The organism is Clostridium cavendishii DSM 21758 (assembly GCF_900141845.1).
Classification (GTDB): domain Bacteria; phylum Bacillota; class Clostridia; order Clostridiales; family Clostridiaceae; genus Clostridium_AG; species Clostridium_AG cavendishii.
Genome location: NZ_FQZB01000009.1, coordinates 250,057 through 275,915 on the forward strand (window position 1 = coordinate 250,057; position 25,859 = coordinate 275,915).

The 25,859-nt window shown below is 27.7% G+C and carries 33 protein-coding genes, 2 tRNA genes and 1 pseudogene; 12 read left to right on the forward strand and 24 right to left on the reverse strand.

The window, feature by feature from the left end; genetic code table 11:
• Positions 1-125: 125 nt before the first annotated feature.
• Positions 126-764, reverse strand: a complete 639-nt coding sequence (locus BUB01_RS11360) for a 4Fe-4S binding protein (protein ID WP_072987495.1) — start codon at positions 762-764, stop codon at positions 126-128.
• A 370-nt stretch (positions 765-1,134) separates the two neighbouring features.
• On the opposite strand from BUB01_RS11360, the gene BUB01_RS11365 reads away from it, so the two are divergent.
• Positions 1,135-1,497, forward strand: coding sequence for a NifB/NifX family molybdenum-iron cluster-binding protein (locus BUB01_RS11365; protein ID WP_072987497.1), 363 nt, complete (start codon positions 1,135-1,137; stop codon positions 1,495-1,497).
• 72 nt (positions 1,498-1,569) lie between these two features.
• Here BUB01_RS11365 and BUB01_RS11370 read toward each other — a convergent pair whose 3' ends face one another.
• The 3 genes from BUB01_RS11370 to BUB01_RS11380 all read right to left on the reverse strand — a co-directional run bounded on the left by BUB01_RS11370 (position 1,570) and on the right by BUB01_RS11380 (position 2,627).
• Positions 1,570-2,016, reverse strand: a complete 447-nt coding sequence (locus BUB01_RS11370) for a DUF134 domain-containing protein (protein WP_072987499.1) — start codon at positions 2,014-2,016, stop codon at positions 1,570-1,572.
• A gap of 2 nt (positions 2,017-2,018) precedes the next feature.
• Positions 2,019-2,216, reverse strand: coding sequence for a Fur family transcriptional regulator (locus BUB01_RS11375; RefSeq protein ID WP_242958398.1), 198 nt, complete (start codon positions 2,214-2,216; stop codon positions 2,019-2,021).
• Positions 2,217-2,357: 141 nt separating this feature from the next.
• Positions 2,358-2,627 (reverse strand): ATP-grasp domain-containing protein, encoded by a 270-nt coding sequence (locus BUB01_RS11380; protein WP_084108676.1) that lies wholly within the window; start codon positions 2,625-2,627, stop codon positions 2,358-2,360.
• Positions 2,628-3,006: 379 nt separating this feature from the next.
• On the opposite strand from BUB01_RS11380, the gene BUB01_RS11385 reads away from it, so the two are divergent.
• Positions 3,007-3,573 (forward strand): hypothetical protein, encoded by a 567-nt coding sequence (locus tag BUB01_RS11385; protein ID WP_072987501.1) that lies wholly within the window; start codon positions 3,007-3,009, stop codon positions 3,571-3,573.
• A 327-nt stretch (positions 3,574-3,900) separates the two neighbouring features.
• Here BUB01_RS11385 and BUB01_RS23210 read toward each other — a convergent pair whose 3' ends face one another.
• Positions 3,901-4,053: a hypothetical protein gene (locus BUB01_RS23210; protein ID WP_159433237.1), complete on the reverse strand. Its 153-nt coding sequence runs from the start codon at positions 4,051-4,053 to the stop codon at positions 3,901-3,903.
• Positions 4,054-4,151: 98 nt separating this feature from the next.
• Here BUB01_RS23210 and BUB01_RS22725 point away from each other — a divergent pair, with 98 nt between their 5' ends.
• Positions 4,152-4,457: a tyrosine-type recombinase/integrase gene (locus BUB01_RS22725; protein WP_084108679.1), complete on the forward strand. Its 306-nt coding sequence runs from the start codon at positions 4,152-4,154 to the stop codon at positions 4,455-4,457.
• Between the two features lie 202 nt (positions 4,458-4,659).
• Here the strand turns inward: BUB01_RS22725 and BUB01_RS23215 are convergent, their stop codons facing one another.
• Positions 4,660-4,833, reverse strand: a complete 174-nt coding sequence (locus BUB01_RS23215) for a hypothetical protein (RefSeq protein ID WP_159433238.1) — start codon at positions 4,831-4,833, stop codon at positions 4,660-4,662.
• An 89-nt stretch (positions 4,834-4,922) separates the two neighbouring features.
• Between BUB01_RS23215 and BUB01_RS11395 the strand changes: the two genes are divergently transcribed.
• From BUB01_RS11395 to BUB01_RS11405, 3 genes and pseudogenes are all read left to right on the forward strand, one after another.
• On the forward strand, positions 4,923-5,063 hold the full coding sequence (locus BUB01_RS11395) for a [Fe-Fe] hydrogenase large subunit C-terminal domain-containing protein (RefSeq protein WP_084108682.1): 141 nt from the start codon (positions 4,923-4,925) through the stop codon (positions 5,061-5,063).
• Complete coding sequence (locus BUB01_RS23970) at positions 5,060-5,167, forward strand: hypothetical protein (protein ID WP_084108691.1); 108 nt, start codon at positions 5,060-5,062, stop codon at positions 5,165-5,167. The genes BUB01_RS11395 and BUB01_RS23970 overlap by 4 nt, the downstream gene beginning before the upstream one ends.
• A gap of 10 nt (positions 5,168-5,177) precedes the next feature.
• A pseudogene (locus tag BUB01_RS11405) lies at positions 5,178-5,291 on the forward strand (iron hydrogenase small subunit); the annotation flags it as partial.
• Positions 5,292-5,485: 194 nt separating this feature from the next.
• On the opposite strand, the gene BUB01_RS11410 reads toward BUB01_RS11405, so the two are convergent.
• Genes BUB01_RS11410 through BUB01_RS11420 form a run of 3 tightly spaced genes read right to left on the reverse strand, consistent with a single transcriptional unit; the run spans position 5,486 to position 8,937 of the window.
• A complete protein-coding gene (locus BUB01_RS11410) occupies positions 5,486-6,316 on the reverse strand; it encodes a TIGR03943 family putative permease subunit (RefSeq protein WP_242958399.1) in 831 nt (276 codons plus the stop codon).
• 5 nt (positions 6,317-6,321) lie between these two features.
• Positions 6,322-7,935 (reverse strand): permease, encoded by a 1,614-nt coding sequence (locus BUB01_RS11415; protein ID WP_072987508.1) that lies wholly within the window; start codon positions 7,933-7,935, stop codon positions 6,322-6,324.
• Positions 7,936-7,953: 18 nt separating this feature from the next.
• Positions 7,954-8,937, reverse strand: coding sequence for a CobW family GTP-binding protein (locus BUB01_RS11420; RefSeq protein ID WP_072987510.1), 984 nt, complete (start codon positions 8,935-8,937; stop codon positions 7,954-7,956).
• A gap of 313 nt (positions 8,938-9,250) precedes the next feature.
• Here BUB01_RS11420 and BUB01_RS11425 point away from each other — a divergent pair, with 313 nt between their 5' ends.
• On the forward strand, positions 9,251-9,610 hold the full coding sequence (locus BUB01_RS11425) for a NifB/NifX family molybdenum-iron cluster-binding protein (RefSeq protein WP_072987513.1): 360 nt from the start codon (positions 9,251-9,253) through the stop codon (positions 9,608-9,610).
• A 323-nt stretch (positions 9,611-9,933) separates the two neighbouring features.
• Here the strand turns inward: BUB01_RS11425 and BUB01_RS11430 are convergent.
• The 5 genes from BUB01_RS11430 to BUB01_RS11450 all read right to left on the reverse strand — a co-directional run bounded on the left by BUB01_RS11430 (position 9,934) and on the right by BUB01_RS11450 (position 12,168).
• Positions 9,934-10,008, reverse strand: a tRNA-Cys gene (locus BUB01_RS11430).
• Between the two features lie 5 nt (positions 10,009-10,013).
• Positions 10,014-10,088: transfer RNA gene (locus tag BUB01_RS11435), tRNA-Gly, on the reverse strand.
• Between the two features lie 95 nt (positions 10,089-10,183).
• Positions 10,184-11,068 carry an Hsp33 family molecular chaperone HslO gene (gene hslO / locus BUB01_RS11440; protein ID WP_072987516.1) on the reverse strand — a complete coding sequence of 295 codons (885 nt, stop codon included), beginning with the start codon at positions 11,066-11,068 and terminating at the stop codon, positions 10,184-10,186.
• Between the two features lie 28 nt (positions 11,069-11,096).
• The gene (locus BUB01_RS11445) at positions 11,097-11,849 is read right to left on the reverse strand and encodes a class I SAM-dependent DNA methyltransferase (protein ID WP_072987518.1); all 753 of its coding nucleotides are present in this window, start codon (positions 11,847-11,849) and stop codon (positions 11,097-11,099) included.
• 49 nt (positions 11,850-11,898) lie between these two features.
• Positions 11,899-12,168, reverse strand: a complete 270-nt coding sequence (locus BUB01_RS11450; protein ID WP_072987521.1) for an alpha/beta-type small acid-soluble spore protein — start codon at positions 12,166-12,168, stop codon at positions 11,899-11,901.
• 438 nt (positions 12,169-12,606) lie between these two features.
• Here BUB01_RS11450 and dapA point away from each other — a divergent pair, with 438 nt between their 5' ends.
• Together dapA and dapB are read left to right on the forward strand one after the other, a co-directional pair.
• On the forward strand, positions 12,607-13,488 hold the full coding sequence (dapA, locus tag BUB01_RS11455; protein WP_072987524.1) for a 4-hydroxy-tetrahydrodipicolinate synthase: 882 nt from the start codon (positions 12,607-12,609) through the stop codon (positions 13,486-13,488).
• A 14-nt stretch (positions 13,489-13,502) separates the two neighbouring features.
• Positions 13,503-14,264 (forward strand): 4-hydroxy-tetrahydrodipicolinate reductase, encoded by a 762-nt coding sequence (dapB, locus tag BUB01_RS11460; protein WP_072987527.1) that lies wholly within the window; start codon positions 13,503-13,505, stop codon positions 14,262-14,264.
• Positions 14,265-14,333: 69 nt separating this feature from the next.
• On the opposite strand, the gene BUB01_RS11465 is transcribed toward dapB, so the two are convergent.
• Positions 14,334-15,467, reverse strand: a complete 1,134-nt coding sequence (locus tag BUB01_RS11465; RefSeq protein WP_072987530.1) for a pyridoxal phosphate-dependent aminotransferase — start codon at positions 15,465-15,467, stop codon at positions 14,334-14,336.
• Complete coding sequence (locus BUB01_RS11470; protein WP_072987533.1) at positions 15,467-16,006, reverse strand: cob(I)yrinic acid a,c-diamide adenosyltransferase; 540 nt, start codon at positions 16,004-16,006, stop codon at positions 15,467-15,469. Before BUB01_RS11470 ends, BUB01_RS11465 begins: the two co-directional genes overlap by 1 nt.
• Before the next feature lie 414 nt (positions 16,007-16,420).
• Here BUB01_RS11470 and dapD point away from each other — a divergent pair, with 414 nt between their 5' ends.
• Entirely contained in the window at positions 16,421-17,131 is a 711-nt protein-coding gene (gene dapD / locus BUB01_RS11475) for a 2,3,4,5-tetrahydropyridine-2,6-dicarboxylate N-acetyltransferase (protein ID WP_072987535.1), read from the forward strand.
• A 31-nt stretch (positions 17,132-17,162) separates the two neighbouring features.
• On the opposite strand, the gene BUB01_RS11480 is transcribed toward dapD, so the two are convergent.
• Both BUB01_RS11480 and BUB01_RS11485 read right to left on the reverse strand, forming a co-directional pair.
• On the reverse strand, positions 17,163-17,837 hold the full coding sequence (locus tag BUB01_RS11480) for a single-stranded DNA-binding protein (protein WP_072987538.1): 675 nt from the start codon (positions 17,835-17,837) through the stop codon (positions 17,163-17,165).
• Between the two features lie 139 nt (positions 17,838-17,976).
• On the reverse strand, positions 17,977-18,741 hold the full coding sequence (locus BUB01_RS11485; RefSeq protein ID WP_143152487.1) for a polysaccharide deacetylase family protein: 765 nt from the start codon (positions 18,739-18,741) through the stop codon (positions 17,977-17,979).
• Between the two features lie 131 nt (positions 18,742-18,872).
• Between BUB01_RS11485 and BUB01_RS11490 the strand changes: the two genes are divergently transcribed.
• Positions 18,873-19,400 (forward strand): DUF4364 family protein, encoded by a 528-nt coding sequence (locus BUB01_RS11490; RefSeq protein ID WP_072987544.1) that lies wholly within the window; start codon positions 18,873-18,875, stop codon positions 19,398-19,400.
• A 42-nt stretch (positions 19,401-19,442) separates the two neighbouring features.
• Complete coding sequence (locus tag BUB01_RS11495) at positions 19,443-19,682, forward strand: TIGR03905 family TSCPD domain-containing protein (protein WP_072987547.1); 240 nt, start codon at positions 19,443-19,445, stop codon at positions 19,680-19,682.
• A gap of 28 nt (positions 19,683-19,710) precedes the next feature.
• Here the strand turns inward: BUB01_RS11495 and BUB01_RS11500 are convergent, their stop codons facing one another.
• From BUB01_RS11500 to BUB01_RS11525, 6 genes are all read right to left on the reverse strand, one after another.
• Positions 19,711-19,980 (reverse strand): hypothetical protein, encoded by a 270-nt coding sequence (locus BUB01_RS11500; protein ID WP_072987551.1) that lies wholly within the window; start codon positions 19,978-19,980, stop codon positions 19,711-19,713.
• A gap of 362 nt (positions 19,981-20,342) precedes the next feature.
• A complete protein-coding gene (locus BUB01_RS11505) occupies positions 20,343-22,199 on the reverse strand; it encodes an LTA synthase family protein (RefSeq protein ID WP_159433240.1) in 1,857 nt (618 codons plus the stop codon).
• A gap of 75 nt (positions 22,200-22,274) precedes the next feature.
• On the reverse strand, positions 22,275-23,570 hold the full coding sequence (locus BUB01_RS11510; RefSeq protein ID WP_072987557.1) for a bifunctional folylpolyglutamate synthase/dihydrofolate synthase: 1,296 nt from the start codon (positions 23,568-23,570) through the stop codon (positions 22,275-22,277).
• 232 nt (positions 23,571-23,802) lie between these two features.
• A complete protein-coding gene (locus tag BUB01_RS11515; protein ID WP_072987560.1) occupies positions 23,803-24,354 on the reverse strand; it encodes a TetR/AcrR family transcriptional regulator in 552 nt (183 codons plus the stop codon).
• Positions 24,323-25,522 carry an MFS transporter gene (locus tag BUB01_RS11520; RefSeq protein ID WP_072987599.1) on the reverse strand — a complete coding sequence of 400 codons (1,200 nt, stop codon included), beginning with the start codon at positions 25,520-25,522 and terminating at the stop codon, positions 24,323-24,325. Before BUB01_RS11520 ends, BUB01_RS11515 begins: the two co-directional genes overlap by 32 nt.
• Positions 25,523-25,636: 114 nt before the next feature.
• On the reverse strand, positions 25,637-25,849 hold the full coding sequence (locus BUB01_RS11525; protein ID WP_072987563.1) for a hypothetical protein: 213 nt from the start codon (positions 25,847-25,849) through the stop codon (positions 25,637-25,639).
• Positions 25,850-25,859 lie beyond the last annotated feature (10 nt).

Below are 25,859 nucleotides of genomic sequence, written 5' to 3' on the forward strand. Positions count from 1 at the left end.
TTAAAACTCTGTATTTAACACCCTTAAAGTGTATACCTCTTCAATACTTTAATAGATTTTATTTTGTATAGCTGTATAATAGATGTTAATCAAATTAACTCGTTATACTAGTCAATTCAAATTTATTAATATTTAATAGACTTTTTAGGACATTTATAAACGCATTTACCACATTGAATGCAATCATGATGGCTTATCGAATCATCTTTATATTGATATGGCGCAATTCCCATAGGGCAATTCTTTTCACATAATTTACACGATATACAACTTGTATTCACTTTAAGTAACAATTTTCTATTTCCTTTATTTTTAAATTTTGAAATTAAAGCTGCTATACTTCCCATCGGACAGAAATTACACCATGTTCTTTCGTTATATAATAACGAAAGTATTAATCCTATTATTGTAGTAACTACTATTAATCTGTAAACTACAAACCCCATCCCATAAATATTACCCCAATTTTTTATCATTCCTGATGTAAAAACAGTAAGCATTAGAACAGTAATTACTATTCTAAAATAAACCGTCTTTAAAAATTTAGGTGTCTTTTTCTTATTTGCAAATTTTGAAACAAAATTATCATAAAAACTTCCTCTAGGACAAATATTCCCACACCAAAATCTTCCCTTGAAGAAAGAAACTACAACAGGCGCGAACATACATATTGTTGCAATTAATCCAACTCTAAAATCAAATAAACCAACAATTAAAAATAACATTAATATTAGATATGAATATTTTTTCCAAAGTTTTAACATATGAATATTACCTCCTCTTAATATACCCCATATAGGTATCTGAAATTATTATAATATCTTACTTTTTAATGAGTCAATTTGATAAAAAGCGAAATTTCTAAGAAAATATTAAATTTTCTTCAATTTAATCAATATATCGTAATATTACGATATATTGATTAAATAAAAATTTATTTTAAATTATTGAAAATTATAAATCTCTCTAAAAGTTATAAATAGATATTATTTTTCCAAACCTATATTAATAATAATGTTTATGAATATCTATATATTCATTGACATATATTCCTTGCACATTTATTATAATATATAATAGGCATATGACAATAACTATAGTTATTATGCTAATTTATTTTTGGAGGTTTATATTATGAAAATAGCATTACCATCACGTAATAATAAAATTGATGATCATTTTGGACATTGTGAGTATTTTACTGTCTTTACAGTTAATACTGAAACTAAAGAAATAATTTCTTCTGAAAAAGTCCAATCCCCAGAAGGATGTGGTTGTAAATCAAATATTGCAACTGTTCTTGCTGATATGGGTGTTAAAGTTATGCTTGCAGGCAATATGGGGGAAGGCGCTGTAAGAGTATTAAATAGAGCTGGAATAGAAGTACTTCGCGGTTGCTCTGGAGATATAAAATCTGTAGCCTTAAACTGGCTTAATGGATCTCTTGTAGATTCTGGAGACTCTTGCCATGCTCATGGACATGACTGTCAGCATTAATAATTTTTTTCAATATATTATTTAATAAAAAATCATCCTCATAATAAAACTATTATAAGGATGATTTTTTTATTATTTAAGATTTTGACCGTTACACCACCGTCCACAAAATTTTGCCTTCTTACTACAAAGTACCTTTTGAGAACCACAGTTAGGACATACTGATTTATCTTGCTTATACTTTATCTCATATAGAGTTTCACAATCCATACATTTAAATCTACAATGATTAGTGGTATAATAACCACCACTAATATTTATTGCCTTTCCCTCAGTTAATGCAATAGCTACTTTTTTTCTAGCACTATCAATTATATTTTGAAATGTCTGCCTAGATACTTGCATTCTTTCCGCACATTCTTCTTGATTTAAATCTTCTATATCTTTAAGTCTCATGGCTTCAAGTTCTTCTATATTTAGAAGAATCTCTTCAAGTTCACACTTAGGCTTTTCAATCGGAACAAAATAATTATTCTCTGGAAAAAACTCTACTCTTCTGAATTTAGTTGGTCTTGCCATTTTTATCCCCCCCTGCATTTTTTACATAATCCTACTAACATTATATCTGTATCAAACATTAGTAAATCATTTTCTTTTTCTGATTTATTATTTAATATTAAATATTCTAAACTTAAATCTTTACTATCAATATCTATTATACTATTACATGAACTATATTTAAAATGTATACGCAGGGTTTTTCCACTAAATATTTTCATTTTATACCTAGTTAATCATATCTTTTATCTTGTCCAAATAAAAACAAACGAGTAGATTATCACTTAGTGAAAGTTCTTGTAATTATATAAATTAAGCCTTGGGCACTTTGAATTAGGCTTCTAATAGCTTAAATTTACTATTTAAAAATCACATTCATCAACTGTATTTGTTAATTCAGCCCATCTTGCAGACAATAACTTTGCATATTCTAAATTAAATAGCCCATAATACCCTAGTGCATATCCATCATTAACTTCAATTAACAAAGTTTCACCTTTATCCGTTAATCCAAAATCTATAGCATATCCATTAGGTGCAGATGTAAATTTAGAAATAACCTCTTGAATTATTTTAAAAACTATATGATATTTACAATTCCATTTGCTATGTGCTAAACTACTATTGTCCATAATAACGGACACACCTCCCTTGTTTTTTATAGTATTGGTCGGCAAACCTACTATAACCTTACAACGGAGGTTTTTTATTTTCTACTCATAGCTGAAAGCCTTTAGAATCACCCGCTTAGCAGGTGGTATTCTTAATACAAGAAACCTTCCTACGGATTTCCTAGGAAGTATTCCAAATAATAATCCCCATAAAAGCAACCATATTTAAAATGCTTGTTCATGTCATCTATGTTTTTTCAAATTGATAAAACATAAATTACTATTTAATATATAGTTCTAACAAATTATATGGTAATATATTCATATAAGTTTAGTCTTAGTTTTAATATACTATGTACTAGATAAATAGCAATTTATAGAGGAGATTTAGTAAGTTATAATGAGTTTAGATTGTAATAGTTTTTATTATGAAAATGGGACAACTGGTTTTTTAGGTGGAATAATTTCATGTGCTTCAGATGAATTTAATATTCAGATGTACAATTCTGGTGTTAGATATGTATCCTTTGATGCAGATATATTTTATATAGGCGAAAATAATGAAATTACATTTGAAAATTCTATAAAAAATAGAATGAAAAGTTTTTGGTATGGGGCAGCCAGCCCTGGCGATACAACAGATATAGATAAATTAATAGATTCATCTCATTTTAAATTAAAAAAGTCACATGAAACAAAATTATCAGATATTATAACAAAAATGTGTAGTGGTATTAACGGTGTTGATTTAGAAAAACTTATTATTGAAGCAAAAGAATTTGAGACTAGTATCCAGTATTATTTATATAAACCAATAACAATATATAATTTGCCATATGAAGATAATAAATCTATTTATGAATGTAATTCTATTATTAGTAGATGCTATACTTACACAATTTTTGATATAGTACTTGTTGAGTATGATGAATATATAATACTTTTAGTAATAGGTAGTGATGAGTAAAACTATCAATTTACAAATGTAATATAAATAGTGAAAAAAAGAAATACCAAAAAGCATTTTCACACTGAAATTACGGCTCAAATTAGCAAGTATATTCAATTCAACCTAGGAAGGTAAATTATGTATTATATATAGGTAGTTTATTAAAATATCTATAATTAATAATTGGATATATATGCTTCATGTCTGCTTCTGTTAATTCACCAACTAACCTATTCTTTTTAACTTTCTCCTTAAATAGATCATCTATTATTAATATCTCGGCTCTTTGATATCTAGTTGATAGCTTTAAATAATATTCATTGTCTAAAACATTCCCCTTTAATTTTATCCCTTGAAAACACTTATTAGCCTGTGAAGAATATTTTTAAGATGAACATACACTATTTGTTCATTACCCGAAAGATTAGCCTTCTCTAGTATATAATCACCAACACTTGTAAAGTAAAAACTTGATCCCTTACCTATTACTTTATACATTAAACTCACCTTCCCATTATGGTTTTTTTTAATGTTTAAACTCTTAGAATTCTATCCTCTTCATATTTGGGTTACTTTGACTTGAAAGTGGAAACCAAATAAAATTTGAATATGTTTGTTCCTGGGATGATGGTAGACAATTAAGACCACTTTATGTAACAGCAACCTTCACAAAGTATGTAAAAAGATATAAATTTAAAAAGATAACCTTTCACGGCTTGAGGCATAGCCATGCAACAATATTATATATCAACGGAGCCTCTTCACATGAAATATCAAAAAGATTAAGACATAGTCGTGTAGCAACTACAGATGATATTTACATTCATATAAATAAAGAAATAAAAAAATCTACTGCTCATATCTTTGATAAAGCAGTAGAAGAAATAAAAGAAAATCATTAAATATGTAGTTTTTAATAATCTCCTCACTGGTACTGAGGGAGTTATTTTTTACTCCTTGCTACTATCCACAATTTTAAAACTGTCCCAAGAGGACAGTCAGAAGACAAATGGGACAAGTAAAATAAAAATCATCAATTTAACTAAAAATTATTTAAATAGGCCACTTTCAAAATAGTTTTATTTCTATTAAAATTATATTTTTTTACTTAACACCTTCGTTTAATAACTCAATATATTTCACTAATTCATTAATATTTGTACATGGATTACTTCTTACTATATTATTAATATTAAGATTAAAGGAATTTTTAGCATTTTCCCATAGCTTCTTTGGTTTTGTCATGCATAATAGCATATACATTTCTATTTTTTTCATACCCCTTTAGCGGAGTATCTTTATCCAATCTTTCCTTTATAGCATCATAGTTTTTAAAATTAGCTCAAGTTACTCTTACTAATGAGCCTATGAAAGTTTCCGTTATAAGTGGCTTATATGAAATAGACAAATTCTTAAGTAATGATAAATTGAGAGAATATGTTTTTATTGAAGTTATGACTTACCCTAGTGGATGTATTAACGGAGGCGGAACCCCTACAAATGTATAGCCTGCGGAATCTGTATAGATAACTGTCCTGTAGGTGCACTAGCTTATAATGTAAATGGACGTGCTGAAACTAACAAAAATAAGTGCGTAGTTTGCACATGCTGAGAATCCTGAACTTCAGGATATGTATAAAAACTATATGGATGATCATGATGGTCCAAAAGCTGAATCTTTACTTCATACAAGCTATGAGGATAAATCATCTGAGGTAAAAACCCCTTTAAAATGAAAAACTAAAAAGCATTAATTAACTATATCTATGTACTTTAAAGCCTAAAAATGCTGAGATTTATCCCCTATATTAATAAATATTTTGTATTCAATCTATTTTGAAGTCCCAAAATCAAATCTATACATATCTCCTAATTAAGATTTATATATGGATTTTTCTAGTTTACTTATTTTGTATTCTAATTTTAAGCTTTAATATGGATAAACATAATTATTTTTAGGCTTTTCAATATTCTGTATATTTTCAGCTATAATTATAGGAGTTTTTTGACCTTTATAGTCTTCTATTTTTATTTTACCTATAACACTTATCCAAGTATCTTGTTTTAACTCTGCAGTTTTATCATAACGGCACAAAAGACCAATTGGTTGCAAATCTGCTGAACAACATGCCATCATAAGCCTAGCTGGAGAAAATTCATTTTTTCTAAAGTCTTTATATTTAAATACAAAACCTGTTAGTTCAATTTTCTTACCTTCATATTTTTCAGTATTTTCATAAATCTCGTTTATCCATTTGACAAAATTATCGGTGCTAATAACTATTGTATCTCCTCGCATTTCTAGCCCAAAACTTTTCTTATTAATATTTGAACTAGCAGTTGCATTTGTTCCAGTGTTATCACTTTTAGTTTTACCTTGATCTATTATATTATTATTTGAAGTAGTACTATCTGCTTTATTTACAACCTGATTATTGCTTGTACTATCTCCAAATGACATTGAAGTTGAATCTGGTGAAGTTTGTGGTAATATGAACGCCATAAACAAAGGTATAATGAAAAATAAGTAAGGAGTAATATTTACCCTTCTCTTTGGCTTAAATATATCACGTACAATAGATAATGAAAGTAACAACATTGCTACAATTGCGAATTTTACATAAGGAACAATCCTAGGATGTACATAAAGAAGAATTTTATCAGTCATTATCATATAAGAAAAGGAAAAAGCAAATCCAATTAATATTATAAGTTTTAATAACGCTTCAATATTTATTTTTTTATATATTCTTAACTGCACAATTATCACCTCACTTGAAATAATTTAGTTGCAAATAATAGTATTACAAAAGAAACTGTAAATATAATCAAAACAAGCTTAACAACAAATCTTTTTTCAAAGCTCCCCAAAAGCATAAGTAAATTCTTTATATCTACCATAGGCCCTAGTATCAAGAAACCAATTACTGATCCCATAGGAAACTGATTAATAAAGGTTCTTGCTATAAAAGCATCGGAAGTAGAACATACTGAAAGAATAAAAGCTAACATCATCATTGTTAATAGTGAACTAATAGCGCCTCCACCTAAGCTTGCAAGAATATTTTTAGGAATTATAGTCTGCATCATGCTAGAAATAAATGCACCCATAATTAAAAATTTTCCTACCTGAAAAAACTCTACTCCTGCATGTTTAAAAATTGTATCTACTTTTTTAAGCATACCCTTACTATTATTATCACTGCAAAACTCACAACCACAAGTAAGTGTATCCATTTTATTTAAAAGAATGCTATTTTGTTCTGGAAAGATTCTAAATACTAAACCTACTAAAAGTGCTATTACAATACCAAAATATATTCTGTACAATGTTATATAAGTCTGCCCTGGAAAAGCACATAATGTAGAGATAATAACAATTGGATTTACAATAGGCGCAGTAAGCATAAAGGTTATAGCTACTGGCAAAGCCACACCTTTTTTAACAAGCCTTGCGCCCACTGGCACTATGGCACAATCGCATACTGGAAAAAGAAATCCTGCAAATATAGCAACAACAAATCCTAAACCCATCTTTTTCGGGAAAAATCTTGTTATTAGTTCACTTGATACAAATACCTGTATTATAGCCGAAATAAATACACCAACTAATATAAAGGGAAATGCCTGAACTAAGATACCTAAAAATACTGTATTAAACACTTGTAGCCATGATAAAATTCTGTTCATATTAAATTCTATTGGTTTTAAAGCAGAAAATATTAAATATCCAAAGCATAAAATCAAAAAGGGTATAATAAGTTTATCAGAGAGATTCGATAGCTTTTCACTATTTTCTATGCTTAAAATTTTATCATCACATATAATCATGTTTTCTTCATTTAACGTTGATCTAACTATTTTCGCAGACTTATTTATTCTTTTTAAAGTCTTTTTAATATTCTTTAAATTTTCTTTAGTAAAATTATCCGTATTATTTATCACAATAAAATCACTGTTTGAAATCTGATCTACAAGTATTGAACTAATATTATTCATAAAAATATCAAATGTTAAAGCATCAATAGTATTTATAATTCTATTTAGGAGACAAAGTCTATTTATGTTGGGATCGTCAAAAGTATTTAATAAATTTTGAAGCTTCTCCATACCATTTGCCTCTATAATAATTCTATTGGGTTGATACTCTTTAACGAGATTATTTATATATTTAGCATCTAACAAAATTTCTTTATTTATATTTTTAATAACTATATTTTTATTTTCTATAAGATTACAGGTTATTTCTGTTTCTCCAGTTTCGCATTGTATTATAACTATTGTTTCTTTTGACAAATCCTTATTTTCAAGCATACTGTTAATAAGCTTCGTCTTACCTGCCCCTAGAAAACCAGTTATTATGTCTACCGCTATTTTCATAATTACAAACCTCGTTTATTATAAAATATGGAATAATTTACGAATTTCGTTTTTATTTAAATCCGTGCCTATTATACATAATCTTCCGGTATAATCAGGACTTATATTTTTTACTTCAAATTCACCAGGAACATAATCAAACTGTATCCATTTATCTTTATCAACTTGTAAAATTCCTTTTCCTCTTAATATAAATCCATAAGATTTATTATTTTCCATTACATTTAATATTTCAGTTAGTTCTTCTTCTTTATATAACTTTGGTGTTTCTATACTCCAAACTTCGAAAATTTCATCTGCATTATGATTATGGTTACAGCCACATTTACATTCTTTAGAATGAGAATGTTCTTTTATAACAACTTTCTGTGCTCTTTTAATCTGTTGCTCTAAGGATATTAACGTATCTTGCTCAGCAACAGCAATTATAATATCTGTATTTATGCTTTCCCATGCTGTTGTTATTACCTTTGCCTTGCTATTTAACTTATGTATGGAATCAACAACAGACTCTAGCTTTTTACTGTCCACTTTTTGTGTCCTACTTAAAATAATCGTCTTTGCATTTTTTATTTGATTTTCAAAAAACTCGCCAAAGTTAGCCAAATATACTTGATATTTAAGAACATCTACAACTGTTATAGTCATGTTAATAGTTATAGAATCCTTTAATTGTCTTGTGCTACATGCTTTTATTACATCTGAAAGCTTACCAACTCCAGATGGCTCTATAATTATCCTATCAGGTTTATACTTTGTCACAACCTCCTTAAGTGTCTTTTCAAAATCTCCCACTAGAGTACAACAAATACAGCCTGAATTAATTTCTTTTACTTCAGCTTTTGACTCTTTTAATATATTTCCATCTATTCCAACCTCACCAAACTCATTTTCTATTATCACTATCTTTTCGCTATGTAATTTTTCTTTAAGTAACTTTTTTATTAAAGTAGTTTTCCCTGATCCTAAAAATCCTGAAATTATATCAATTTTTGTTTTCATACTTATACGCCTCCGTAATATATCTCATGTATATAACACACAATGTTTAATTTTATTTATTCGACATCAATCTAGTTTTTGCAAGTAATTTGCATTTTCATTACACTATATACTATAAATCAGTGATTACTATTACGCAAGTTTTTTCTATTGATATCTTTAAATGTGATTAGTTATATATATTTTGAACTGTTATATTCGCTGCATTAATTTATTGACATATATTCTTTGTAAGTTTATTATAATGCATAAAGGGCATATGACAATAACTCTTATTATTATGCTACTTCATCCTACTTTGGAGGTTTATATTATGAAAATTGCATTACCATCACGTAATAATAATATTGATGATCACTTTGGACACTGTGAATACTTCACTGTTTTCACAGTTGATACTAAGACTAAAAAAATAGTTTCTTCTGAAACAGTTCCATCACCAGTAGGTTGTGGTTGTAAATCAAATATAGCAACAACTCTTGCTGATATAGGTGTTAAAGTTATGCTGGCAGGTAATATGGGTGAAGGGGCTGTACGAGTACTAAATAATGCAGAAATAGAAGTACTTCGTGGATGCTCTGGAGATATAAAAACTGTAGCTTTAAAACGGATTGAAGGATCTCTTGTAGATTCTGGTGATTCTTGTCATGAACATGAATGTCACAACGAATAAATTTTTTAATGTATAGACCATTATAAAAAAGCATCCTCATAATACCTTTTTTAGATACTTTATTAAAATATATATAATTAATGAAAATAAAAAAATCTACTGCTCATATCTTTGATAAAGCAATAGAAAAAAATCACTAAAATAATATGTACTTATAAATAGTCTCCTCATTCGCACTGAGGAGGTTATTTTTTTACTCTTCGCTACTATCTCCAATTTTAAAAGTGTCCTAACAGGACAGTCAGAGGACAGTTTTGACTAGTAAAATAAAAATTATGAATTTAATAGAACCCCTGAAACGTAGTCGTTTCAGGGGTTCTATATGGAGGCGCCACCCAGATTTGAACTGGGGAATAAAGGTTTTGCAGACCTCTGCCTTACCACTTGGCTATGGCGCCATATATGGAGCGGAAGACGGGATTCGAACCCGCAACTTTCACCTTGGCAAGGTGACACTCTACCATTGAGTCACTTCCGCGAGTTGAACAAAATCTCCTTCGTTCCTTGGACAATATTATTATATGAACTAAGAAGAAGTTTGTCAACCTATTTTATTGAAATTTTAGAACAAATTTATTTCTTTATTTGTTCTAAAAGCTTTCCTACTTGTTCTGATGTAAATTCATAACTAGTATTACAGAAATGGCACTTTAATGTTTCTGTTTTACCTTCTTCATAAATTTCAGTAAGGTCTTTAATTCCAATACTCATAAATGCTTTTTCTACCTTTTCTCTTGAACAATCACATTTATAAAGTGGTGCAATTTCTTCATTTATTTTTAAATCCATACCTTCAAATATGAATTCAATTATTTCTCTTATATCTTTACCCTCTGTTATCATACTTGTTATTGAAGGTATCTCTTCTAGTCTATATGTCAAAAGATCTGCTAGAAGTTCATCAGCCCCTGGCATCATTTGAACAATAAATCCACCTGCTGCTTTTATTGAATAATCAGTATCTACAAGTACTCCTAATGATACTGCCGATGGATTTTGTTCTGAAGTTGTAAAATAATAAGCTAAATCTTCAGCTATTTCTCCTGTATATATAGGTACTTGTCCTACGTATGGATCTTTTAATCCTAAGTCTTTAATAACTGTTAAGCTACCATTTAAACCTATAGCACCACCTACATCTAACTTTCCTTTTGAATTTAAAGGTAAATCTACATTAGGATTTCCTATATATCCTTTAACTGAGCAATCTGAATAAGATGTAACTGTAACACCCTTAGCTTCTCCCCCTCCATTTATCTGAAGAGTTAATATTTCCTTTTCTGACTTTAGCATAGCTCCCATTAAAGAACCTGCTGTTAACATTCTTCCAAGTGCTGCTGCAGCCGTTGGAGTACACTCATGAATTTTTACTCCTTCATTTACAAGTTCAGTAGTAGTAGCTGCAATAATTCTTATCATACCATCTTTAGCTGTAGCTCTTATTAATTTATCTTTCATAATTTAAGACTCCCTCCATAAATATACATTATATATAACCTAAACTTTTAGTTAGAACATATACTATTCTTTCAGTATTTTTTAAAACTTTTTCTTCTGAATATCCATTATACTTTTCTTTTATGATAAAACCAGCATTTTTAAATTTCTTTTCTAAAAATTCTTCTTTATACGCTCTCTCTTGATGAAATTCATTAAACCTTTCATAAAGTTCTCCATTTTTCACAAAAAAGGTTAAATCCATATCTACTATATCATCTTCAAAAACATTTTCCCAGCTATAAAACACTTCATCTGTACTGTATGTATATATGTTGTTTCCTAAAACTTCACTAAGCTTATAATAAGAATTTATATCTAATACAAAAACTCCATTTTCATTTAAATGTTGATGTACACCTTCTAAATAATCCTCTAATTCAGAATCTTCTAATATGTAGTTAGTAGAATCAAGTACACATGTTATTAAATCAAATTTTTTATTTAGATTAAGTTCACACATATCTTGACATATTATCTTTGCTTTAACTTTTGAAAACCTAAGCTTTTTATCTGCTTCCATAAGCATTTCTTCTGATAAATCTACAAGATAATTCAATTTAAAATTCTTGCCTATATATTGCGCTACATTTCCAGTACCACAAGCTAAATCCAAATAATTTTCTTTATTAATGGCCATCTTATTACATAAATTAAGTATAAAGTTAGCTATTTTTTCATAATTTACATCCTCATAAATTAATTCATCATACACTTTTGCCATCTTACTATAAGCTTCCATAAGATATCCCCCATATTCCAGTTTCTACTTATACATATTATATATTTTTTTATTTTTCGTCAATGGGTGGCTTTCTTCCTAAAATCTCATCATTACTAGGAATCTTTCTCTCTTTCTTCCTTTTGGTCATTATACCGCCTATTCTTCCTGTTTCTTCAGCAGTAAGCCCTCCCCAACCTAATTCGTCCACTTTATCTTTAAGCCCAAGTTCAGATGCTATCTCATATTTCATTTTTTCTCTTAATATTTCCGCTTCTGTAAGAGTTTTATTACTTTTTATTTTTGACTTTATTACTTTTTTTAGTGGTGTTTTACTCATATCCAAAACTCCTCTATATAAATACTTACTTTTTATAATAAATCCTTAAGTATTATTGCCTTTTTATTATTTATTATTCATAATATTTATGTAGTAATTTTTTATTATACTATTTAATTTTAAAAATAAAAAACTCATATTAACATCCCCTCTTAGTATTGAAAGTTACATTAACAAAAATTCAAACTCAAAGCTTTATAGTGACACTTAAATCAGCATAAGTCAAATTCTAAAATTAAAACAAACTGCACTCAACCCCCTATATTACTACATTTCTAGGGATAACTTCCACTAGATAAATCCACAATTTACCTAATAGAACTTAATGCTTGATTATTATATATAATTTGCACTATAGTAGATATATATATATATTATATAAGTAAAGAACTGTATTATATTAAAATTAATACGAAACACATTTTGGAGGTATTAAATATGAGTATATTTAAAGGCGCTGGTGTTGCTATAGTGACGCCGTTTAATGAATATGGGGTTGATTTTAATAAATTAAAAGAATTATTAGAATGGCATGTAGAGAGTAAAACTGACGCAATAGTAGTTTGCGGAACAACTGGTGAAGCTTCTACTATGACTGAAACTGAAAAGAAAGATACTATTAAGTTTACAGTAGATACTATAAATAAAAGAATCCCTGTTATAGCAGGTACTTCTAATAATAATACTAAAGCAAGTATAGAAATGAGTTTATGGGCTGAATCAATAGGTGTTGATGGACTTTTAGTTATAACTCCTTACTATAACAAAACTTCTGAAAAAGGACTTTTTGCACATTTTAAAGCTATAAATGATGCTGTTAAAACTCCTATAATGCTTTACAATGTTCCTTCAAGAACTGGTATGAATATAAACCCCACTATGCTAAAAAAGCTTAGTGAACTTTCTAATATAGTTGCTATAAAAGAGGCTAGTGGAGATATTAGTCAAATAGCTAAAATGAAAGCTATCTGTGGCGATGCTATAGATATTTATTCTGGAAATGATGATCAAATAATTCCTATATTATCACTTGGTGGAATGGGTGTTGTATCTGTGATTTCGAATATTATGCCTAAGGAAGTTCATGATATGTGTGAACTTTATATGAATGGAAAAACTAATGAAGCGTTAAAACTTCAACTTGATTTATTAGAATTAATTACTACTTTGTTCATAGAAACAAATCCAATTCCAATCAAAACCGCTTTAAATTTAATGGGACATAATGTAGGTAACTTAAGACTTCCTCTTTATGAAATGGAAGAATCACACCTTTCAAAACTTAAAAATGAGCTTATAAAACAAAATTTATGTAAATAATAAAGGAGATTTTTATGGTTAAGGTTATTTTAAACGGATGTTGTGGCAAAATGGGAACTGTCATTTCAAATCTAGCACTTAAGTTCCCAAATCTAGAAATAGTAGCAGGAATCGATAAATTCAATAATGGATTAACTAATTATCCAGTATTTGAAGACTTAAATTCTTGCAATGTAGAATATGATGTATTATTAGACTTTTCAAGAGCTGACGCTTTAAAATCTATATTAGATTTTTCTAAAACTAATAATAAACCTGTAGTTATTTGTTCTACTGGTTATACTAAAGAAGATTTAGCTATAATAGATGAAACTTCAAAAAGCTTACCATTATTTAGATCTGCTAATATGAGCTTAGGTATAAATCTTATAAATATGGTGCTTAGAAAAATATCACCAGTTTTATATGAAAACTTTGATATTGAAATTATAGAAAAACATCATAATCAGAAAGTAGATGCCCCAAGTGGTACAGCTCTTTTATTAGCTCATGGAATTCAAGATTCATTAAATACTCAAACTAAGCTAGTTCAAGGTAGAGATGGTATTTCTAAGAGAGAAAAAAATGAAATAGGCATTCATGCTGTAAGAGGCGGTTCTATAGTTGGAGATCATGATGTAATATTTGCTGGTGAACAAGAAATTATAGAAATAAACCACAAAGCCATGTCTAGAGATGTATTTGCTATGGGAGCTTTAAAAGCTTGTGCTTACATGGCTAATATTACTGCTCCTGGTATTTATAATATGGAGGATGTAATAAATATAAATATTTAAATTTTTAAACTTAAAGCAGGTTAGGAAAAATCCTTAACCTGCTTACTATTATTATCTAGTATTTAAAATTTATAGTTCTTTAATAAATTCTTCTATTCCTTCTAAGGCCTTTTCTAATGATTCCTTAGAGTAGCAATAAGAAATTCTAATATATCCTTCACCTTTATCACCAAAAGCAGTTCCTGGAACACAAGCTATTCTTTTACTTTCTAATAACCTATCGCAAAACTCCTCTGAAGTCATATTAAATTTCTTTATACTTGGAAATATATAAAACGCTCCTTTAGGATCATTTACTTCTAATCCCAATTCTAAAAGCTTTTTATATACAAAATTCTTTCTTTCTATAAAAGAAGCTTTCATAACATTAATTTCATTCATACAATATTTTAATCCATCTACTACAGCCCATTGAACTATTGATGGAGCACAAGATACTCCATATTGATGTACTTTTACTATTTGATCTATATACTTTGAATTAGCACATACATAACCAAGCCTTAAGCCTGTCATAGAAAACATTTTAGAAAACCCACTTATATAAATTATCTTCTCTTTTATATCCTCATACTGAGCTATGGAATTATATCCATCCTCAAAACAAAGTGAAGCGTATATTTCATCTGTTATTATTAAAATATCTCTATCCTTTATTATTTTATAAAGTTTTTCCTTATCATCCTTGCTTAAGGTAGCTCCCAATGGATTACTTGGGTAAGATAACACTAAAACTTTAGCACCATTATCTAAACCTTGAATTAAACTGTCAAAATTTATTGAAAAATCTCCATTTAAATCATAGGTTAACATAGTACCACCTAACATTTTAGTTATATTTTCATAAGCAGGATAACCAATTGCAGGCATTAAAACTTTATCCCCTTCATTTAATATAGCCATAAAGGTTGCATATAAGCCTTCACTACCTCCAACTGTAATTATAACTTCTTCTGGATTATAATTTATATTTATTTTTCTTAGATAATTGCAAATCTCTCTTCTAAGCTCTAATATACCCGCATTAGATGTATATACTGTTTTTCCATCTTCTATAGCCCTTATCATTGCTTTATTAATTATATCTGGTACTGGAAAATCTGGTTGCCCTAAAGTAAGCGATATTACATTATCATACTTTGAAGCCTTATTGTAGACCTTTCTTATACCTGATATCTGAACTGCTTCTACTCTTTTATTCATTAATATTCTATTCCCTCCCTGGCTTCTACCCCTTTATTAAAATAATGTTTAATAGGCTTCATCTCAGTTATTAAATCAGCCTTTTCTTCAATAGTTTTGGGAACATTTCTTCCTGTCATAACAAGTTCAATATCATCCGGTTTCTTTTCCATTAATGTCAAAACCTGTTCCTCTGTAAGAAACTTATTTCCTAAAACACCCATTATTTCATCTAATATAAGTATATCACATTCTTTTTTTTCTAAAACACTCATTGCAAATAAATAAGCTTCATTTATTTCCTTTTTTAATATATCTATCTCATTAGGATTTAAATTCCAAACAAAATCTTTAGGTGATTCAAATCTAAAAATTTTGAAATTACCTCCTAAATTTTCTACTGCTTTAAGTTCCCCCGTGTCACTATTTTTTAAAAATTGTATCATGTAAGTTACAAGGTTATCACCCGAAGCTCTAAGTCCTAAACCTAAAGCAGCCGTAGTCTTTCCTTTTCCATTACCTGTGTATATTTGAATATATCCTTTTTTAAGTTTTCCCATTATTAGACTCTCCTTTAAATCTCTCTTAAATAATTATTAAAAGTATACTACAGTTATTATTTACTGTAAATTCGTACAAAAAGTAATCTTATATAAATATTATAAATCTTAGAAACTCATATAATTTCACCTAAAACTTAACAATATAATAAAATTGTAAACTTTAAGATTCTATATGATTTTAAAGTCTCTATTCACTCTTTACAAACATCTACAAACTTTTTGTTAGAATAATTGAATCCTAAATAATGATTATTATTCATGTAAACAATTACACTTGATATAAATAGGTATTTTAAACAAATTATGCTTTTACTAATAATGATTTTCTATTATAATAAAATATATTAGACATTTTAAATGTTATTTAATATTTTAAAATAATACTTGTTATTTAGAAAGTGAGGATAAATTATGAGTTATAATTTTACAGATCCTTATGAAATCGCAAGATTTATTAAGGAATCAAAAAAATCTACTCCTGTAACAGTATACGTAAATGGAGATCTAGACGGTGCTGAATTTGGAAAAGTAGAATGGTATGGAGGTTCTAATTTCTATGTTTTATTTGGAGAAAGTGAAGAAATCTCTAAAGTAATACTTGCTAATAAGGAAAAAATTAAACATTTTAGAATGGAAAATGACAGAAGAAATTCTGCTATTCCTATGTTAAATCTTTTAGACGTAGATGCTAGAATAGAACCAGGCTCAATTATAAGAGATAAAGTAACTATAGGTAAAAATGCTGTTATAATGATGGGAGCAGTTATAAACATAGGTGCTGAAATAGGAGAAGGTACCATGGTTGATATGAATGCAGTTGTTGGTGCTAGGGGTAAACTTGGTAATAGAGTTCACCTAGGTGCTGGCGCTGTTGTCGCTGGAGTTTTAGAACCACCAAGCAAAACACCTTGTATTATTGGAGATGATGTTCTAATAGGTGCTAATGCTGTTATACTTGAAGGTGTTCAAATAGGCGCAGGTTCTGTTGTTGCTGCTGGTTCTGTAGTAGTTTCTGATGTTCCTGCTGGAGTTGTTGTAGCTGGAACACCTGCCAAAATAATAAAATCAGTAGACGATAAGACAAAAGATAAGACTCAACTTCTTGATGATTTAAGAAAATAAGCTGTAGCATTAGCTACAGCCCTTTTTTTATTTATACTGCTCCTTGGTCTTCTAAAGTAACCTCAGCGTCTATTCCTTCTTCATTTTCTTTGTTTACTTTTTCCATTTTAGAAATAGATACTTCATAAGCTATTTTCTTTATGCTTTCAGTATCAGAAACCTTTTTTTGATATTCTCTACTTTGAAGTCTTCCCCAAATTCTTATATTATCTCCAACTTCTAAAGTTTGACAAAATCTTGAATTTCTTCCCCAAGCTATAGTTGGTATATAGTCTGATTTGTTATAAGCTCTATTTACTGCTAAAAGAACATCCGCAATTTCTCTTCCAAATGGTGTAGTCCTATAGACCGGTTCTTTGCAAATATATCCATCTAAAAATATTTCGTTTGGATTTTTAGTTCTTTCTATACAAGGTTCTATATTTCTAGCAAATACAGTTAATATAAGTTTATTACTTCCATCTACAAATTTATTGTAGGATCTTAGCTGTCCCTCAACTATAATATCGTTTCCAATTGCAAGATCCATGTTTGTAATTAATCTCTCTGAAATAGTAACATTTAATAAATCTTTTGAATCACTTAATCTAATTACTTCTAACCCGAATGTGTAAAATCCCTCTCCATACATTTCGTGGCTAAATTCTAATCCAGTTGCAATAGTTCCTTCTAAGTAAATTTTGTTATTTAACATCAAATTGTCCATCTTAACCCCTCTCTCCCTTGGTATTTAATACTATTATTTTTTTTGTACTTTATAAAATTATAAATTGTTAAGTATTTCTCTACATTTCCATTATAATACATTTGCTACCACAATTTCAATATATTTATTTATTTTTCCATTACTTTATTAAATATTGTCGTCCATCACTGTTTATACCATACTTATCATTATACAGAATTTCACTAACTTTCAAGACTTTATAATGTCTTTCGTTTAATTCTTCTAATAATCTATCTAAATTTTCTGGCGTATACTTAGCATTATTATGAAATAAAATTATTGAACCTGGCTTTATCTTCTTTATAACCCTATTATACTCTATTTCTTTCCCTTGCTCCTTCCAATCAACACTATCAACATCCCAATGAATACACTTATAACCTAATGAATTTACTACATTTATAGCCTTATCATTATAAGAACCGCTTGGACATCTAAATAGTATAGTCTTTACTCCTACCTTATCTAGAATAATATCTTCTGTTCTTTTCACTTCTTCCTTCATTCTTTTTTCATCTATCTTTTGAAAATCAGGATGCACATAACTATGATTTCCTATCTCATGCCCACCATCCTTTATTGCTTTTAATTTTTCCACATTTCCATCAGGATATATTACCCACTTACCCATAACAAAAAATGTAGCCTTAACCTTATGTTTATCTAATATCTTTAGTATATCCCCTAAATAATCTTTATCAGCCCAATTTACATCAAATGTTAATGCAACTGCATTTTCACTAATATCAACACCATATATAGGCATTACCTTATGTTCAGCCTTAGTAAAAGAAACTCCAAAATCATTAGATGTAGCTATAGATACTAAAACAGAAATTATGAAAACTAAAAAAACTATTACCTTATTTTTAAACCTCCTCACCTTACCACCTTTTATTAAATACTACTCCTTATAAACTTATGCTAAATAACATAATTTTATAAATATTTTTTCATATATTTAAGTTATGTGTTATAATTAAATAAATCATGTTTTGTTTGGAGGGTTTGGCCTTGTATGAAAATACAATAGAATTAGCTGAAAATAAACTTTTACTTTTATATATAATAAAGTCTATAAAATATCCTATTTCTAATACACAATTAACTGAAATAGTTTTAGAAAATAGCTTTATAAATTATTTTACACTACAACAATATATATCAGAACTTATAAGTTCCGAATTTTTAAAGTATAATGAACATAATTCAAAGCAAGTTTTTAATTTAACAGATAAAGGACTTAGTGTTCTAAATTTCTTTAATGATAGAATATCAAAAAGCAAAATAAAAATTATAGATGAATATTTAAAAAATAAAACTGAACTTATAAAAAAAGAAATGAACATTACTGCTGATTATACATTAGCTAATGACAACTCATTTTTAATTAATTTAAAAGCCATTGAAAATGATGTATTATTACTTGATTTAAAATTGACTGTAGCTTCTAAAAAGCAAGCTCTTGCTTTGTGCAACAAATGGAAGGAAAATCCTTCGGATATTTATACCAAAATAATAAATGCACTTATAGAAGAATAATGTTATAATTAATTGATTAATTATAACATTGGAGGGATTTATATGATTAATTTTAAAACTAATGGTGTTTGTTCAAGAGAGATAAACTTTGATGTTGTTGATAACAAACTTATAAATGTTAGCTTTTTAGGCGGTTGTGATGGAAATTTAAAAGGCTTATCTAGTCTACTAGAAGGAATGGAAGTTTCAGAAGTAATCAAAAGATTAGAAGGCATTAAGTGTGGTAATAAAACTACGTCTTGTCCTGATCAACTAGCTAAAGCTTTAAAAGAAATAAAATAAGAAGTGGAAATTTTCCACTTCTTATTTTTTATAAAAGCATTTTTGCTAAATTATTTGATACCAAATTTACAATTACATTATATGCCCCTATTGATAAAGCATTTAATATAAAAAATATAATTACTTTTTTCATAGGATTTACCTCTTCATTTATAGCTCTTTTAGTGCTATACATAAAGAAAATACATATAGTCCAAGGAATTAATCCTTCTATAGATATTATTGGAAATATTATATTTAATATTAAAATAAAATATAATATTTTACTCTTCTCTTTATAAAATATACTTGAACCCATTTTTTCACCTCTAACTCTTCAGAGTATTTTTAGAATAATTTATATCCCGAAATTGAAATTACTTATCGCTAAATAAAACATTATTATAAAAATAATTTAATATTTTAATAATAGAAACTACATTTTAAAAAACACTTATTCTTTAAAATAAAACTATTTTTTAAGAGGACACTCAGGAATACTCTGTAATAGTATTATTTACAAATAATTTTCATTTCTAAATTCTAAACTACTTATTTAAATAAAAATCCTTTTAAAAAACAATAGCATTAAAGTAATACCGACTTATTTTTTAAGGAAACTCCTACTCACATACGTTCGTAGGAGTAAGTTCGCATTAGCCAAATCTAAGATTTGGATGCTTACTTAAAGTAATTTCCTCTTATCAATTTATCACTTAAGTCTATTATAGAAAGCATATCTTCCTTTTGTCCTGGTTTACTTTCTTTCCCTAAATATTTTCTTGTAGATAACACTGTATAATCTTGATTTGTATTTAATAAGTTTCTTCCTATAGCTTGATCTTCATATTGTTCTTTTTGAGCTCCAAAAAGGTAAGCTAATGTTGGTAATGTATCTGCTTGTCCACCATTTATTGATATTTTTTTACCTTCAATACCTTTTGAATATATTATTAAAGGTACTTTTCTATCATTTTCTAGCCACCAGCTTTCTGGATTTTTAACTTTTTGAACTTCATCCTCGTAGAATTTATGAACACCCTCATGATCACCATAAAAAGCAACCACTGTATTATCTAAAAGACCTTCTTTATCTAAATAGCTTAATAACTCGCCTATATATTTATCTGTATATTGTATACTTTGAAAATATCCACCAAGTTTTGTTCCTTCTAAATTTGAAGGTAGTTTTATTTCTTTATATTCTTGCGGAAGATCAAAAGGCGCATGACTTGATAATGTTACTGTATATGTGAAAAATGGTTGTTTTTGCGCTTTTATCTTTTCTCCTAATTGTTTTAAGTAACTTCTATCACTAACACCTAAATTTATTTTTTCATCTGTATTGTAATCATTTGAATCTATACATTTTTCATATCCTATAGATTTTAGTGACGGCATCCAGTTCCAATAAGAACCCTTATCTGGATGGGAAGCTAATGTACTATAGCCTAAACTTTTCATAATATTAGGCAATGAATTTTTATAGGTATTAGATGGATATCTAAAGAAAGTTGAACCTTCTCTTACTGGAAATACAGAAGTATTTGAAATAAGTTCTCCATCAGAGCTTGTACCATTCCATGTTTGTTCATGGAAATTATCAAAATAAAAACTTTGATTCAGTATCTTATTTAAAGTTGGTGTTATCTCTTGTCCATTAACTTTTTGGTTTATAATAAAATTCTCCAAAGATTCCCATTGAATAAGCAATAAATTTTTTCCTTTAAACATAGCTTTATATTCATTATCTGGTAAATTTTCTTTTTTGCCATCAAAGAAATCTTTTGCTTGCTTAAGTTCAGTATCCGATAAATTATATGGCTTTGAATCCACATAAAAATTATAAGCATCAAATATATGAAACCCTATTGGTGTTAAGTTTGATATAGTTTGATTAGGTGCCCAGCTTTTTTGGAATATTATTTGATTTATATACCCTCTATGGTAATTATCTATTTTTATATGAGCATAGGTTAAATAAATGGTACTCCCTACAAATAATATTAAAAAGCTAAAAAATCCACTTTTAATATTTTTATATCCATTCCATTCTTTTACACTTATAAATATTTGAATAAATATATCCACAATAAAAAGTAAATCTACTAATCTTATCATTGAAAATATACTGCTACCCAGATTGTCAAGATTAGATGTCATTTTTAGCATGTGAAGACTTAAAAATGCACTATTACTTCTAAAGTACCATATATCTCCTATATAAAATATACTTATTAATAGATTTATTATAAAAAAGGCAACTATTTGCCCTCTCCCCTTAAATATAAATCCAAAAGAGATTATTAAAGCTATAAAGCTAAAATAAACAAGTATTGGTGGCATACTATAAAATACTCTCGCAGTATTTATCCCATTTGCCTTATCATCTGATATTAGTGCTATAAATAATATAGACTTTAAAAGTATCACAAAAAACGTAAATTTAAAAAATTTTGAGTTTAATATATTATAAAACCCATTTGTAATTAAACCTAAAAAGCCTCTATTTTTATTTGCTCTATTATAATTTAACATTAAGTACATCCTCCATTTCTAAAAGAAGCTATCTCTCATTATATCAGCTTAAAATTTATTGTCTAATGTTAAATTTTAAGCTTCTATCCTAGTTATAATTTTCCTCATGTCTCCAATCATATAAAGTGAACCTGTTATAAGTATCATATCATCCTTATCAACATAAGCTAATGATTTTTTATAAGCATCCTCATAGTTTTCTACAATCTCACAAGAAATTCCTTTATCTCTTATAATATCATAAAGTTTAACTGGATTTTCAGCTCTGTAACTATGTGGCTCTGTAACTATAACCCTGCAAGCTAAAGTACTTATCTCATCAACCATTTTATAAACTTCTTTGTCTCCAAGCATTCCAATTATTAAAACTAAATTTTTATAATCAAAATATTCTAAAACACTTTCTTTAAGTTTTTTAATACCATCTAAATTATGGGCACCATCAATTGCCACTACTGGTTTATCCTTTAATACTTCAAGTCTTCCCTTCCATCTAACATTTTCTATTCCAGATTTAATAGCTTCATTAGTTATATTAACCCCCAGTTTTTTCAGTTCATAAACACTCCTTATAGCTACAGCTGTATTTAATAATTGATGCTTTCCTAATAGAGGTAACTTAACCTTAATATTATTATCTTCAAAAGTTATGTCTACTTCTTGTTTAAAACCAGCACTTTTTGCATTTATGAGCTTCACACTTTCTTTATCTACTTCTATAAGTGAGCTATTGGTTATTCTGACTTTTTCTCTAATAACCTCTCTAGCTTCTTCTACTTGTGGATACGAAACAACTATCCCACCTTTTATGATTCCAGCCTTTTCAGATGCTATTTTAGCTATTGTATCTCCTAATATATTCATATGATCTAAACTTATTGATGCAATAACTGTAAGTAGTGGAGTTAAAACATTTGTTGAGTCAAGTCTTCCCCCTAATCCAACTTCAATTACTGCAAAATCAACATTTTTTAAATTAAAATAATAAAACATAGCACAAGTTATTATTTCAAATTCAGTTGGACTATCATAGCCTAATTCTATAACTTTATTTACAGCCTCACTTACTTTTGTAATAACACTAGCCAGTTCATCTTTATCTATATTACAAAAATTAATTTGTATACGTTCTTCAAACTCTTCCAAAAATGGAGATGTATACATTCCAACACTATACCCTGCTTCTTTTAATACAGAAGTAATCATAGCTGTGGTAGATCCCTTTCCATTAGTTCCAGCTATATGTATGCACCTTAATTCCTTATGTGGATTACCTAGAAGCTCTAATATTTTTTCAGTTCTCTCTAATCCAAAATTCATTCCAAACTTAGCTGTATTATGTATATATTTTATAGCTTCATTATAATTCATCTTTCACCATCCCAACCTTATATATTACCTTAAAATTTCTAAACTTAATCTTAATTCAAGTCCTATATGAAGATAAGTTTCATATGATTAAGTTTTTCACTTTTTAACCGGCAATAAATATATTATATAGCTAATATAACTTTTATCCAACTACTTAATTTAAAAAATCTCCTTTATATAATTAAGTTTATGACTATTAATAATCTCATAAATCCTTATTATACGTCAATAATTATTGTCTATCTAATATTCCGTTCATTATAATTTTAAGCATTTCTTCCATTTTACAATTAACTGAAATAGCTTTATCAATAATTTCATTATCTAAAATTTCTTCACTAACCTTCTCTATTATTAAGCAAAGTATCTCTAAATTAATATCCTTTTTTATTTCACCTTTTTCCTTTGAAACTAATAATAATTGCTTTATTACTTCCACTTTAAAATTTTTAAATTCTAATATCTTTTTCCACTCATTAGGATAAAATATCTTCACATCATTCAACACACTAGATGGCAACTTATATTTATGATAACTATGAATTACATTATATAATTTTTTTTCTAAAGAAAAATTTGAATTAATTATCTTTTCTACGCTTTCCTTATCACTTTCTATTATTTCATGAAAATATTCTTCTATAAGCTCTTCCTTACTATTATAATATTTATAAATTGTTTTCTTACTTATTTTAATATCCTTAGCTATAGAATCCAATGTAAACTTTCTTATCCCATGAATATCTATTTGATTAGCTAAGGCTTGCAATATCTTCTCCTTCATAGAAATCCTCCTTATTTATATATTTCCTTGATATATACGCTCCAGCAATTGCAATAATTATAATTAAAATGAATGCTAACAATTCGCTTTTTGCCCAAATTGCAGCAGTAACTACCGCTCCCATAAACGAACCTACATATTGTAAGCTATTTATAAACCCATTTCCAATTCCTCTATAACTATCTTTTAATATAAAGTTTCCAAGTGAAGGGGCTAAGGTGCTTATCTCTATATATCCTACCATAAAAAATACTGTTCCTACAAAAATAGCTATAAATGAATTTTTATTAAAATAAAATACAATACCTATACTAATTATTATAAAAGACAATATTATTGCATTTATTGATTGTTCATTTTTAGAATTTTTAGCTGTAATTCTCATAATAACTATAGCTATAATAACAGCTGGCATAAATACCTTCCACATTCCATCTACTCCTGTTATTTTCTCTAAATACTCTGGAATAGCAAAAAAAACTGCTGTCATAATGAAATTATTAAAAAAAGCTATTATATTTAATGCTATAAAGTTTTTATCTTTAATTAATATATTTAAAGCTTTTTTTACTTTAATTTCATTTATTTCTTTCTTGTTTCTATTATCTTTTAAAAATATTAGGATAATAATCCATGCTAGAGTAATTAAAAGTCCTGAATATAAAAACATATATTTTACTGATATATATCTATGAATTAATGGTCCAAAAGCAAAGGATGCCGATGCTGCCACACCTATTATAACTCCAATTATACTTAATGCATTTGTTCTTTTTTCATCATCTACAGTGCTAGCTATCCATGAATACCCTATTGCGATAACTGCGCCACTTCCCTGCATAGCTCTCGCTAGTATTAAAAAATAAATATTAGTAGCAAAATAAGCAATTCCAAGACCTATTATTACCTGCATTAATCCAATAAGCATTACTAACTTATTTCCCTTTTTATCACTCCAAATGCCATAAGGTATTTGAAATATAGCTTGCATTAATCCAAAAATACCCAATGCTACTCCTGCTAAAAACTTTGTATTATAGCTTAAAGTTTCACTATATATACTTATAAAAGGCATAACCATAGTCATAGCCATCTGTCTTATACCAAGTGCAAAACCTAATGTAGAAATAAAGATTATTTCTGATTTTTTGAAACCTTTGTTTGTCATAAATACCTCCTTGGAAACTATTTTTTTATTTTCAGTTTCCATATAGTAAAATTATATCTCCTTTATTTTAAAATTCAAGTACACTTATATTATTTAATTAAAAATTAATACTTTTTAAAGTTTTAAATAATTATATCTTCCTCCCTTTACCCCTGTGTTATAATTATTTTCATAGTTAAAAATAATTAAAAAAGTGATTATAGAAAACGTAAGCGTAATAACTAAAACTAACATTATAGATAATATTAATTTATTTTTAAAATTTCTAATTTTATAATATCTTTTAATTTTTTTAAATTCATCATCTACATAAATTTCTTTTTTCATCTTAATCACC